8 protein-coding genes are annotated in these 13,383 nt (G+C 67.0%); 4 read left to right on the forward strand and 4 right to left on the reverse strand.

The genetic code is table 11. The features are described from left to right. Positions 1 to 140: 140 nt before the first annotated feature. The 4 genes from G5C50_RS32970 (at position 141) to G5C50_RS18675 (ending at position 7,307) form a co-directional block, all read left to right on the forward strand. Positions 141 to 1,688: a tetratricopeptide repeat protein gene (locus G5C50_RS32970; RefSeq protein WP_206107762.1), complete on the forward strand. Its 1,548-nt coding sequence runs from the start codon at positions 141 to 143 to the stop codon at positions 1,686 to 1,688. Positions 1,689 to 1,873: 185 nt separating this feature from the next. Continuing rightward, on the forward strand, positions 1,874 to 4,828 hold the full coding sequence (gene galB, locus G5C50_RS18665) for a beta-galactosidase GalB (protein ID WP_165071769.1): 2,955 nt from the start codon (positions 1,874 to 1,876) through the stop codon (positions 4,826 to 4,828). Positions 4,829 to 5,007: 179 nt separating this feature from the next. Next, positions 5,008 to 5,415: an STAS domain-containing protein gene (locus G5C50_RS18670; RefSeq protein WP_165071771.1), complete on the forward strand. Its 408-nt coding sequence runs from the start codon at positions 5,008 to 5,010 to the stop codon at positions 5,413 to 5,415. A 137-nt stretch (positions 5,416 to 5,552) separates the two neighbouring features. Next, positions 5,553 to 7,307 carry a DUF2142 domain-containing protein gene (locus G5C50_RS18675; RefSeq protein ID WP_165071773.1) on the forward strand — a complete coding sequence of 585 codons (1,755 nt, stop codon included), beginning with the start codon at positions 5,553 to 5,555 and terminating at the stop codon, positions 7,305 to 7,307. Here G5C50_RS18675 and G5C50_RS18680 read toward each other — a convergent pair. Genes G5C50_RS18680 through G5C50_RS18695 form a run of 4 tightly spaced genes read right to left on the reverse strand, consistent with a single transcriptional unit; the run spans position 7,265 to position 13,343 of the window. Beyond that, positions 7,265 to 9,019 carry a glycosyltransferase family 39 protein gene (locus G5C50_RS18680; protein WP_165071775.1) on the reverse strand — a complete coding sequence of 585 codons (1,755 nt, stop codon included), beginning with the start codon at positions 9,017 to 9,019 and terminating at the stop codon, positions 7,265 to 7,267. The two genes, G5C50_RS18675 and G5C50_RS18680, sit on opposite strands and share 43 nt — an antisense overlap. Positions 9,020 to 9,031: 12 nt before the next feature. Continuing rightward, positions 9,032 to 10,642, reverse strand: coding sequence for a glycosyltransferase family 39 protein (locus G5C50_RS18685; protein ID WP_165071777.1), 1,611 nt, complete (start codon positions 10,640 to 10,642; stop codon positions 9,032 to 9,034). 28 nt (positions 10,643 to 10,670) lie between these two features. Next, positions 10,671 to 12,227 (reverse strand): ArnT family glycosyltransferase, encoded by a 1,557-nt coding sequence (locus tag G5C50_RS18690; RefSeq protein ID WP_165071779.1) that lies wholly within the window; start codon positions 12,225 to 12,227, stop codon positions 10,671 to 10,673. Between the two features lie 51 nt (positions 12,228 to 12,278). Further along, positions 12,279 to 13,343, reverse strand: a complete 1,065-nt coding sequence (locus G5C50_RS18695; RefSeq protein ID WP_165071781.1) for a glycosyltransferase family 2 protein — start codon at positions 13,341 to 13,343, stop codon at positions 12,279 to 12,281. Positions 13,344 to 13,383: the final 40 nt, after the last annotated feature.

Raw genomic sequence — 13,383 nt, forward strand, 5'->3', positions numbered from 1 at the left:
GGGGCAACCGGGGGCCTGGAGTGGGTGGCTCAGGCGTGGGCGGCCGTCCGGGCGCGTGGGCGGGTGCCGGTGGGGGGATGAGACCTGGCGGCAGCGGCCCAGGAATTGGTGGAGGACCAGGGCTGGGTGGTCGTCCCGGCATGGGAGGCGGCGGTCCGGGCGTCGGCAATGGACGTTCCTCCTTCGCCAACATGCGCGGACCCGGTGGAAACTTCACCAACACGAGCTTCAATCGCAACATCAACGTCAACAACAACTTCAACTCGCGCGGACTCGGCTGGCAGAACAACTACGCTGGGATGCACGGCAACTGGAACCGTGGTTGGAACAACGGCTGGGGAGGACGTGGTTGGGGAGGCGGCGGATGGGGCCGCGGCGGCTGGAATAACGGCTGGGGAGGCGGCTGGAATAACGGCTGGGGCTGGGGAGGCGGTGGATTCGGCAACGGCCTGGGCTGGGGACTGGGTCTCGGACTGGGGAGTAGCCTGGGTTGGGGCCTGGGGATGGGCGGCATGGGCTGGGGCTGGCCCGGAATGTGGGGCATGGGCTGGGGCTGGCCCGGCATGGGATGGGGGATGGGCGGTCTCGGTTGGGGGATGGGCGGCCTCGGTTGGGGTTGGGGAAGCGGCCTTGGATGGGGGCTGGGAAGCGGCCTCGGCTGGGGACTCTCGTCGTGGGCCTATGGACCGATGCTCTATGACTGGGGCTACTCGTCGTACATGAACCCCTACTACGTCGTCCCTCAGACCGTGATCGTCGAGCAGCAGCCCGCGTACGACTACAGCCAGCCGATCAACCCGGCGACGGCTCCACCCGACGAAACCGTCGTCAACAGCGCTGACGGTCTGTTCGACAAGGGACGCCAGGCGTTCAAGGACGGGATGTACGGGGCGGCTCTGGATTTGACCGATCAGGCGCTGCGGCAACTCCCCAACGACCCGACGCTGCACGAGTTCCGGGCCCTGTCGCTGTTCGCCATGAATCGCTACGACGACGCGGCGGCGGCTCTCTACCCGGTGCTGACGCTCGGTCCCGGCTGGGATTGGGCGACGCTGATCGGCTTCTATAACGACGACGCGGCCGTTTATACGAGCCAGCTTCGTACCCTGGAAGCGAAGGTGAAGATCGACCCGAACTCGGCCGCGGCCCACTTCCTCCTGGGCTACCACTACCTCAGCCAGGGGCACGGCGAAGAGGCCCTCGCGCAGCTGCGGGCGGCTTCCCAGCTTCAGCCCAAGGATTCGCTCTCGGCGAAAATCGTTCAGGAACTGGAGAAGGCTCGCAGCCAGGCCCTCGGCCAGGCGGGCGGCGCCGCACCCGGTGCGGTTGGCGCCGCCCCGGCCCCGGCGCTTGCTCCTCCGGCGGCCGAGCCCCTGCCGACCGTCGCGGTACGCGACGACGCGATCGTCGGCCGTTGGATCGCGACCCCCGATGGCGAAACCAAGATTACGCTCGACCTGACCCAGGCCGGGAAGTTCTCCTGGGCCGTTGAGCACGGCGGTTCCGTGAAGCGGTTCCAGGGCGAGCGCACGTCCGGCGGGGGACTGCTGACGCTCGTCCAGGATGCGGATCAGTCCCAGCCTCCCATGGTCGGCCGACTCTCGTGGAAGGACGAAGACCACTTCGTCTTCCATCTGATGGGGACCGGCTCCGGCGATCCGGGGCTGTCGTTCAGCCGCTCGCGGTAATCATTGAGGCGCGGGGCGGGGTTCATGTCGCCGCCCCGCGCTTCCGAATACGTCGGCTTGTCCCGCAGCGAGGGGTCGCCTTCGGTTTTTCCAGGACGACCGCGATCCTCTGATGACTGCACCGCGCGATGGGTATCATGGGGGAGTTGGATCGAAACTCTCCCATCCATTCCCGGAAGGTCATCATGTCGGCCAGATCTACAGCCGTGTGCGGCGTGGGCCTGCTCACGGCCGCGCTGGGCTTCACCTCCTTCACGAATGCGGCCGGTCCTCCGCGCAGCCGCGAGTCGTTCAACGCCGGTTGGAAGTTCGCGCGGTTCGGTCCCATGCCCGACGGCTCGCGCAAGGCCGAGCCAGGGGGGACGCACTGGAAGTTCCCATCGCGTGCATCCAGCGAGGAGATCGACAAGAACAATACCGCCGTCGCCGCGCTCGACGGCGATCCGAACACCCGATGGTGCGCCAACGGCGGCGGCAAGGGGGAGTGGCTGGCCGTCGATCTTGCCGATGCTCCAGACGCTGCGGCCCTGGAGGTCGACTGGGAATTCCCCGACCTCCGATACGTCTACGTCATCCAGACAAGCGGCGACGGCCAGAGTTGGAAGGACGTGAAGCAGGCCGCGACCGACCGCGACCCGCGTCGGATCGCCTTCGAGCCGGGATCGAAGCACATTCGGGTCCGGGTTGACGGATTGCCCGATTCCAAGTGGGCGAGCATCGCCGAGCTTCGGTTCTTCGATCGCGAGGGGAAGCCCGTCGCCAACGAGCGCCGATCGCTGGGCGAACCGCCGTCGTCGGCAGCTTTCGACGACACGGGCTGGCGTAAGCTCGACGTCCCACACGACTGGGGCGTTGAAGGGCCCTTCCGAGACGACCTGCCGAATGATACCGGCAAGCTTCCGTGGAAGGCGATCGGCTGGTATCGCAAGGCCCTTCACATCCCGAATTCCGATCGCGGCCGTCGTGTCTTCATCGACTTCGACGGCGCGATGGCGAACTCGCAGGTGTACCTCAACGGCAAGCTCGTCGGCGGTTGGCCTTACGGGTATCAATCGTTCCGACTCGACCTGACTCCCTTCCTGAAGTACGACGCCGACAACCTCCTGGCCGTTCGGCTCGATACCGAGAAGTGGGGCTCGCGCTGGTACCCGGGTGCGGGAATCTATCGCAACGTCTGGTTGGTGAAGACCTCGCCGCTGCACGTCGGCCACTGGGGCGTCTTTGCGACCACGCCCGCGATCTCCGGGGCGTCGGGGACCGTCAAGCTGGCCGTGACGCTCGACAACCAGCACGACGTCGACGTCCGGGCCGGGCTCAAGGCCGAAGTCTTTGAACTGGACTCCCACGGCGTCGCCGGCGCGAAGGTCGCCGAGACGAAGTCCGTCGAGAAGATCCTGCTGGCCGAGAACCCGCGGACGGTGGACCTGTCGGCCGTCGTCCCGAATCCGAAGCTCTGGAATCCGAAAACGCCCCAGCGCTATCTCGCCCGCGTAACCGTGGAGCGTTCGGGGGACGTTGTCGACGTCTACGGCCAGCCCTTCGGCTTCCGCACGTTGGAATACTCGGGGAAGGGTTTCGCCCTCGACGGCGAGCCGACGTTCCTCAAGGGGACGTGCAACCACCACGACCTGGGCTCGCTCGGTGCCGCGCTCAACGTTCGGGCGTTGGAGCGGCAACTCGAGATCCTGAAGGAAATGGGCTGCAACGCGCTACGGACGTCGCACAACCCGCCGGCCCCTGAACTGCTGGACCTGGCCGACCGGATGGGGTTCCTGGTCCAGGTGGAGGCGTTCGACTGCTGGCGGACCGGCAAGACTCCGGGCGACTACAGCACGCTCTTCGACGAATGGTATCCGCTCGACCTTCAGGCGATGGTTCACCGCGATCGGAATCATCCGAGCGTGATCATGTGGAGCATTGGCAATGAGATCGTCGAGCAGGACGGTCCCTGGCTGGCGAAGCCGATGGCCGACGTCGTCCGCGCCGAGGACCCCACGCGACCCGTCAGTGCAGGCTGCCACCATCCCCAGGCCGGCGTGAACGGCTTCCAGACGGCCGTGGACGCGTTCGGGCTGAACTACCATCTGGAGGCGTACTCCCGGATCCTCAACCACCCGGGGAATGAGAACAAGCCGATCTATACGAGCGAGTCGTCGTCATGCGTCAGCTCGCGCGGGGAGTACTTCTTCCCGATCAAGCGCGGCCGGGATTCGCAGGCGAACTTCCAGGTGTCGTCCTACGACGTCGACGCTCCTGCCTGGGCGCAGACTCCCGACGAGGTCTTCGAGGCGCTCGACAAACACCCGCGGTTCTTCGGCGAGTTCGTCTGGACGGGATTCGACTACATCGGCGAGCCGACCCCCTACAACAGCGACTCCACCAACCTGCTGAACTTCTCCGACCCCGCCCAGCGCGAGGCGATGAAGGCCGACCTGGAGCGGTTGGGGCGACTCAAGGTTCCGTCGGCCTCCAGCTACTTCGGGATCCTCGACCTCTGCGGGTTCAAGAAGGATCGCTTCTACATGTACCAGGCTCGCTGGCGGCCCGACCTGCCGATGGCCCACATCCTGCCGCACTGGAACTGGCCGGAACGGTTAGGGCAGGTCACGCCGGTCCACCTCTATACCTCGGGCGATGAGGCCGAGCTGTTTCTCAACGGCCGATCCCTCGGGCGCAAGAAGAGGGGCGAATATGAATATCGAATCCGCTGGGACGACGTGAAGTACGAGCCCGGCGAGTTGAAGGCCGTGGCTTACAAGAACGGCCGGGAATGGGCGACCGACGTCGTGAAAACCACGGGAGCCCCCGCCGGCCTCGTCCTGTCGGTCGACCGGTCGGAGGTGGCCGCCGATGGTCTCGATCTGAGTTTCGCCACGGTCACGGTCGTCGACGCGGCGGGTCTTCCGGTTCCTCGCAGTGGTAACCTCGTGAAGTTCACGATCGAGGGCCCCTCCGAGATCGCGGCCGTCGGCAACGGCGACGCCGCCAGCCATGAGCCGTTCCAGGCAAGCAGCCGCAAGGCGTATAACGGCCTCTGCCAGGCGATCCTCCGCGCTCGGTCTGGTCAGCCGGGCTCCATCACCCTGCGGGCTGAGTCCGACGGGTTGACCTCCGCCCAGGTCACCCTCAGGAGCCGCTGATCCGAACAAACGATCGGCGTTCCAGACCGGCGATCCGCTCGGCCGCACCTGTGGCCCGGGCGGGTCGCCATATCATGCGCACTGCCTCGGACGCATCCGATCGTTCTTGATTCAAGGTGCGGCCCGGTTAGAATCTCGGCTGGCCTCACTCGGCCCTCAAGCACCTCGACGACCGAGGGATGCCAGCGCGACAGCCATTCCGCATCGTACTCTCCCCTCTCGATCAGGGGCTGGGCATGCTGAACTTCACGACGAGTGACTCGGGCGGCGTCATGATCGTCGCCTTCGACACCGTGGAGGAAGAGAACCTCGACTGGCAGTTCTCTCAGCGGGACTGGCTGTACAAGACGATCGAGTCGCGAGAGGACGGTCGATTCGCCCTCGACCTCACCGATGTCTCCTACCTCGCCAGTTCGGAGATCGGCTTTCTGGTCACCGTGAAGCGGCGGGTCGATCGCCGTAACGGACAACTCGTTCTCTTCGGGGTCGCCCCCTACGTCCTGGATATTTTCAGGACGATGAATCTTCAGAAGGTCCTGGAGATCGCCGACACCCGCGGCGCGGCCTTGTCGAGGCTGAAACGCTGAACGATCCCACCGGTCGAATTGGTGGATTTGCATTCCTGCGACGTCGATAGAAAGCAAGAACGCCCCGGTACGCCAGTCGGCAGGACGCCCTGGCCGCGCGCCGGTCGCTACGAATCGACGTTGCAGGATGTGAGACCATGCTTTATGCACACGCGGGCGAGTCGTCGGCCGATCCGGTCGACGGCGAGTCCAGGGCCTCGTTCCAGTGCCGTTTCGCGGCCGCACTCGTCGTTCTGGTCCTGGCCCGGGGCGTAGTCCTTATGTGCGCCATGCCTCCGTTCGAAGGCTGGGACGAGTATCAGCACGTCGCCTACGTCGAGCACCTGAGCGAAGGGGGGCGCACCCCCGTCGTCGGCGAGACGCCGACGCCCCAGGCCCTCCTGAGGGTGGCCGTGAAGTCGCCTCAGCCATACTCGGCCGTTCACGACGGGCTCAATTCGGCGGGAGGCGTAGGCTACCCCCAATTCTGGGCTGATCGCCAGTCCGGCGCGAGCCCGACTTTCCGGGACGGCGGACCGATTCCGCTTTACCAGTCGCAACACGGACCGCTCGCCTATCAGGTTCTGAGGCCGGTCTACGCGGCGTTCGGCGGCCTGGGGTCGATCCGGTCGTCTGTTTCGGGAATGCGGTTGGCGAACCTGCTTTTGACCGCGGCGGCGGTGGGGGCGGCGTTCTGGTGTCTGTCGGGACTGCTGAGAGAACGTCGATCGGCGGCCTGGGTGGGGGTCGTGCTGGCGACGTATCCGCTGTTCCTGATCAACGGCGTCCGCGTGGCGAACGACGCACTGGCTGTTTTCCTGGCGACGCTCCTGATCTGGTTGATGCTCACGATCGCGACCAAACCGTGGAATGAGATTCGCCGCCCGGAACTGAGTTTCCTCGGCGTCGGTCTGCTCACCGGCCTCGCGGCTCTGGCCAAGGCGACCAACTACGCGCTCGTCCCCTTCGTCGGGTTTTGCGTCCTGGCGTTGGCGGCTCGGCGCGAGGTGCCTTTCCGTCGCGCGGCGGCCTGCGGCCTGGCGTCGGCGCTAGGCTTTCTGGTGATGACTCAGGCCGAGATGCGGTTCAACCTCGCGCATTACGGGTCGATCAGCTCGATGCAGGAAGCGGCGCTCAACCATCAGCGCGGTCACGGCCCGGCGGACCTCTTCCGAACGGCTCAGCAGATTCCCTGGCTCGGCTGGTTCGTGGACCTCTGGGATCGCCGGATGTTCTTCGCGGGCGGATGGAGCTTCCTGGAGACTCACCCGAAGGCGATTCGCTGGCACGAGAAGCTCGTGTTCTACGGAATCCTTGGTTGGGTCTGGGCCTTGGGAGTCGGAGCCGTGCTTCGCCGCCGAGGTGAAACGACCAGGGGAGCGTTCGCGAGTCCAATCGTCCCGGCTGCTTGCGTGATGATCGTCCTCTCGTACACGGCGGCTTTGGCGTATCACGTGGTGCAGTCGCACCTGGCCTGGGGACGCTCGTCGACGGGCTCCTGGTATGCGAGCGCGGCGATGCCCTGGTTCCTGACGCTCGTGGTCGTCGGTCTGATGCGGTGGCCCTTGCCCGGCCGATTGCGAGCGCTTCCGCCCCTGGCCATGGCCGCTGTTTCCATCACGGCCGAGGCGATCGCCGTCCACGGCCGGATGATCCCGTTCTACACGGCCTTCCCGGATTGGCGGACGAGCATGGACCGGTTGGCCTCGCTTCAGCCGGGATGGCTGGGAAGTTCAACGCTGCTCGCCGCCACGGCCGTCGAGGTCGTCGCGTTGGGTGCCGTCTTCCTGATTCTCGTCGACGACGTCCGGAAAGAACGCGAGGAATCCGCACGGCTGACGCCGGCCAAGGCTCACATCGGGCGTGAAGCTCAGCGTCGGACCGGCGCTGAATCCACGCGGACGGCGGTCTGAACGGCCGGGTTGCGAATTCCGTCCACGGCTGTCGCCACGACCTCGCGTAGGCTGTCGTGGCGTAGGCGGTCGGGGCGTAGGTCGTAGACGAAGATCGATCCTCCCACGCGGAACGTGGGAGCGACTCTCCTCAGCCTTCGGTAGACGTCCGGGGTCGTCGGATGCTTCTGACCAGGCCGGAGGTAGACCGACTGCAGTTGCGTGACAGACACCGCGAGGGCGTCGTATTCCTCGATCGGCCGCCGCAAGCCGTCGATCGGGTCGGAATTGATCCCGTAATCGCTCGGCGCGGCGGTTCCGAAGTAGTCTAGCGCCACGGTTTTGAAGCCCTCGCGATCGAGCACCGTCTTGAGCGCGGGAAGATCCTGGCCCCAGTCGAGGTTCGAATCCGACAGCCGCTTCCACGCCGTGGCCCCTCCGCCGAAGAGGGGGTTGAAGTAAGAGAGATACTGTGGGGCGGCGAACAGGCAGGTGACGATCTGACCGCCGAGCAGAAGCCCCGCCAGCGCGTGGGCGCGCCGGATGTTGCGCGCCACGCCCGCGAGGGCGTCCACCGAGAGCAGGACGATCATGGGATACATCGCCAGAGTGTAACGGTGGCCTATGCAGATCGGCGAGGCGATCAAGGCGGCGCCCGTAATGGCGACGAACCAGAGGAGAGTTGCACGCGAGCCGTCGATTCCCAGGCCGCCGCGACGGATGCCTGAGAGCCCCCGAAGACCGACCACAAGGCCCGCCGCGGCCAGGGCGAGTTCCGGGAGCGTGCTCTTCACGAGCAAGGTGTAAGGGTAGTACGACCACCACCCGGAGAGCGACCGCGCTCCCTGGTAGAACGCCGGATGGCCCAGCCGATTGTGTTCGAGTTGATACTGGAACGAGATCGCGAACGTCGGCAGCGAGATTCCCCGCCACTTTCGGTCCGGGTCGACCTGGAAGCCGTGGCATGCCCAGACCGTCAGCAGGCCGATCGCCAGGAAGCCCAGAACGTCCGTCCCGAAGCGAAAGACTCGACGTCTAAGCGACTTGTCAGAAGTTCGCCAGGCGTGTAGGAAATCGAAGGAACGGCCGACGAGGAAGCAAGGGAACAGCAAAGCCCCGGTGTACTTGGTCGAAAAGGCTAGACCGGCCGCGGCGCCCGCGAGGATCAGGTGCATCCAGGTCGGAACCTGACGATGCAGGCCGATCGCCAGGACCGCCAGCGTGGCGAAGCAGGCGAAAGCCGCGTCCGTTCCGGCGATCGAGGCGTGGGTCAGCAGGCTCGGCGAGGTCGCCATCATTCCCGCGCCCAGGATCGCCGCCGTCAGGCCTCTCCTTCCGAGCAGCCATCCGAACGACAGCAACACCAGCGGCACAAGAGTCGTGCAGGTGGTGATCAAGCGGGGAAGGGTGATCAGTCGGTTGTTTCCCGGGTGCGTTGCGTAGACGTCGTGAGAGGCGTCGGAGCCGGCGAGCCAGACCCCGGGGACCATGTTCAGAGCGATCGGCAGGGGAGCCACGCCGAACTTCACCAGATCTCGATCCAACCTGCCGCCGTGAAGCGTCTTGATCCCCTCGCGGAGATAAAACGTTTCGTCGTAAGTCAGACTCATCGACGCCCGCGGCGAGATGGTCAACGCGAGGGCTGTCAGAGCGATCAGGATCGGAGCGGCTACGCGGCCGATGCGTAAAGCCTGGTCCGCTCCCCGGCGGCTCATCTCGTCACGAATGTCCATGGCGATCGGCTCTCAGCGAAGGGTCGGTCCATCCACCGCGCCGACGCGGTTGTCGGCGCGCTCGAAGATCTGGATCTGCACTCGGTTCTCGCCCTCGCCGCCGGCCAGGACGGCGATCGGCGGCCGGTCGCCAATCAACTCACGGAGAGTCGAGGCGTAGGTCGAGGCGCTCTCGATCTGGCTCCGCGTTGCGACGACCCAGCGGATCGTCGGGTCGGCGGCGGCCTCGCGGACCTGGGCGAAGGTCGTCCCGGGGCGTCGGCTGAAGTAGAGCGACCAGTCGGTAAGGTCGAGGATCTTGCCGTCCTTGGCGGAGCCCGCCAGCCAACGACCGGCGTCCCAGTAGACGTTGAACGGACCAGGCGTCGGCGTTGAGGGCTCGCGAAAGCGCGGCAGGATCACGATGGCAGCCAGGGCCGCAGCCCAGAGCACTGGACCCGGCCGGAGTCGCTCCTGCGGCAGGCCGAAAAATCGACCTGGGATCGCGACCGCCGTCATCAGACGGTCCAGGCCGGCGGCGGCCGTCAGGATCAGAATCATCGCGGGAGCCAGGGCGTTGCGTGGAGAGCAGTAGCCGGCCGTGGCGTGAAGTCGGACCAGCGCCAGGGCCGACGCAGCCAGAACGACGACCAAAAACGCCCATGTCCGCGACGGCGGGCCATGCCGGTGGGCGGTCGCTGCGGCAAGGAACGCCGTCGCCAGAAGGAGGATCGGGACGTCGGCGCGGACGACCTCGATCAGACGCAGGGCCGCCAGTCGATAGGTCTCGCTCGTCGATTGCCCCTCGACCATCGGGGCCTCCCGCTCCAGAGCCATCGGGGCCGATGCGGCCTCAAGACCCAGCACTCGGGCCGGCCCTGGTCGGACGGTGACCGAACCCGTGGCGGCCACGTAGGGAGCGGCCAGCGCGATCGCGCCAAGCCCGAGCAGGCCCGTCGCCCGCCGCCATCGCGGCCAGTTGATGCGAGTGGCATGGTGCAGCGGGATTACCAGCAGCGTCGCGAGGAGGCTCGCCGGCAGCAAGAGGCCCTCGGGCCGCGTCAGATAGGCCAGGACGCCGAAGCCCGCCGCCGCCGGGAGCCAGCGGGTGTGACCCTCTCGGAGGAACCGCACCGAGGCCCAGAGTCCCCACGCCCACATCAGCAGGAAGGTCGATTCGCTCAGGACGTTCACGACCAGCGATGAGACGATCGGACTGAACACGAAGAGGACGCAGCCGAGCCACGCAGCGCGGTCGCCGAACAGGTCGCGGCCTGCGAGATAGAGCGGAATTATCATGAGCACGACGGCGCCGAAGCTGGCCGAGACGGCGGCTCGCTGCCACCATTCCGGCCCCTCGCCGCCGATGAGCCGGTGCGCCGCGGCGATCGCCAGCGGGTGGAGCGGGTGTTCGACTTCGCGGAGGCCCTCACGCCATTCGCCGGCGTTCAGACTCTGGGCCGCCCGGATCGAGCGCAGGCCGTCGCGGAGCGTCGCCTCGGAATGCCGGAGCGACCAGCCGAGGAAAACGGCCGCCGCCAGCATCAACAGAACGATGCGGACCGGGTGTCGGAAAGGGCCGGTGAGGCCGGCGTCGACGTCGGAGTCGTTTCCGAGAGCCAGGTCGAGTGCTTCCGTGTTCATTTCGACGCTCCTTCGTCTGTCCATGGCGTCACTGCGTCGAGGTCGATGGTGAGGGTGTCGAACCGGCCACGGCCGGAGCCAACTCGAAAACGTGGACCTGGGCGACTCCCTTGCGGCGAGTCGGTGGGAACGAGACGACCGGCGACCGGCCGGCGACGTGGTCGCGCACGGCCTGGCAATACGGCCACTCGCCGATCAGGAAGGCGTCGTGGGCCACGACGTAACCCAACTTCGGGTCGCCGTACGCTGACGGGTAGTCGGGGAACGAGTAGCCGGGTCGGTCGCCGTAATAGAGCGCCCAGCCCTTGAGATCGAAAACCCGGGAGTCGGGGGCGGCGTGCGCCGCCAGCCATTCCCCGGCCTCGCGGTAGCCGTTGTAATCGGCGTTCAACGGCTCCAGGGTTTGAGGCCCCCAACCGACCATCATCACCGCCGCGAAGGCTGCGGAGACGAGCCCCGGAATTCGTCCGCCGGCGTTTTGAGCGAATCGGCCCGCAAGCCGCTCGCCCAACGCCGAAACCCCCTGAGCCGCCGCGGCGATCAAGGGGAGTGCCAAAATCAACGCATGCCTGGGCGTGCAGTAGCCGCCGGTGGCGAAGAGTCGGACCAACGCCAGCATCCAGAGCCCGCCGTAGATCGCGACGAACAGTCTGCCTCGCGACTGGCCCGCGTCCCGCGCCGGTCCCCGGCGGAGGATTCCAAAGGCCGCCAGCGCCAGCAGCGGCGTGGTGACGGCCCCTTGCACGGCGCGGAACATTTCGCGCCAGGAGACGGCGAACGCCTTCAACGCGGTCTGATCGGGGTCGAGCGGACGGGCTCGTTCGACGGCCGTCGCCTCAGACTTCGGGGCGGTGCCCAGCAGCCGGGCGACCGCCGGCTTGGTGCCAATCCCCCCCTTGATCGCGATGTATGGCCCGATGATCAGCGTCGGCCCAACAACCATCAGACCGGCCGCCCGGAGCCACACGGTTCGAGGCAGGCGCATCGAGGCCGCGAGAGGGGTCAGCATGAGCGTCCCCGCCAGCGCGACGGGGAGGAGCAAACCCTCGGGGCGAGTCAAATAGGCCAGTCCGGCGAGGGCGATCGTCGGCAGGAGCCAGCCTATGGAACCCTGGCGAAAGAAGCGGAGGGCCGACCAGACGCCCCAGGTCCAGAAGAGGAGGAAGGTTCCTTCCGAGAGCACGTCGGCCAGGACGTGACCTGTGGTTGGGACCAGGAACGTCAGCAGGCAGGCGAGCCAGGCGGATGTCGCCCCAAACAATTCCAGAGCCACCAGATACAGGGGCGTCACGAGCGCTGCGCCGGCGATCATGGAGACCGTCTGGGCAGCCGTCTGCCACCCTTGCGGGCCGTCGTCCAGTCCCAGAACGCGATGAGCGGCGGCGACGGCGATCGGGTAGACGGGGTGGTCGACGGATCGGACGACCGAGGTCCGCCAGTCGCCGCGGTCGACGGCGCGGGCGGCGGCGACGTATCGGAGGCCGTCGGCGTACATGACCTCGGTGGTCGCAGCCAGTCGGCCGAGGAGCACGGCGGCGAAGGCCGTCAACAGGGCGATTCGGGTTGCGTGTCGTGCGGGCGTCACGTCGGATCCGTCCTTTCGGCCATCCCTGCCGGGCGGATCCTCCGCCCGTCGTCAGCCGCCGGGGGGCCTGGACGCCCGCGCGGGGCGTCGCGACCTGTTAGGTCGGATGGGGCCGTCTCCTAGCCTCGTCGAAGCGACGGCGACGGCTCGTTCGGCCGTCTCGATCACCTCCCGACCGAGCGGACCCCCGCCGCGGCGAAGGCTGCGGACGATCCCGGCGACGGCCCGCCAGGCCCGTCGCTCGTCTTCCCGTCGCCTCAGAGCCGCCCAGGCCCCTCGGACGGCCGCCTCCAGTGCGACGATCCCCGTCAGGACGAGGAACTCGGGCCGCGAGGCGTGCTTGCGGAAGTAGAGCAGCTTGCTATGGCGGATGACGACGCGCATCTTGGGCGAAATCGGCCGATCCTGCAAGGGCGTTCGATGGACCACGCGCACCGTCGGGTCGTACTCCACGCTCCATCCTCGGTCGCGAGCCACCCGGCAGAAGGCGACCTCCTCGTGGTAGAGAAAGAAGTCCTCGTCCATCCCGCCGAGTTCAGCCATCATCCGGCCGTCGATCAGCATGCAGGCGCCCGTGACCCAGTCAACGGGCCCCGGACGGAGCCGCCGCTCGGGGACGTACTTGCGACGCCGACGCTCGATGAACTGCTCGCGAAAGGTCCGGAGCAGGCCGGGGAAGACCCCCACGGAGCCCTGGGGCGTTCCGTCGGCGTTGTCGATGCCGAAACCCAGGACGCCGGTCTGATCGTCTGCGCGGGCCTCCAGGTCGTCGATCCGCGCAAGGATGCGGCCGAGCGTTCCGGGCTCCACGGCGACGTCCGGATTGAGCAGGAGGAGCCAGGGGGCTGGGATGGTCCGCCAACCTGCGTTGACACCAACGGCGAATCCGCCATTATCGGGCCGTTGCACGAGCCGAACGCCGGCGAGGCGGAGGGATTCCGCCCGGGGCGCAGGCGAGGGAGAGGCGTTGTCGACGACGACGATCCGGCACGCGCCCGAGAGGAACTCGGGTTCGCGCACGAGACGTTCCACCAGTCCTAGAACGTCGGGCCAGCCGTCGTAATTGACGACGACGACCGTCAGGCGGGGCTGGGGATGTCGGGGGGATTGGTCCACTCGGGTCGACCTCGCCTGGTTCACCGCTTCGCCCAGATTC

It is taken from the genome of Paludisphaera rhizosphaerae, from assembly GCF_011065895.1.
GTDB lineage: Bacteria > Planctomycetota > Planctomycetia > Isosphaerales > Isosphaeraceae > Paludisphaera > Paludisphaera rhizosphaerae.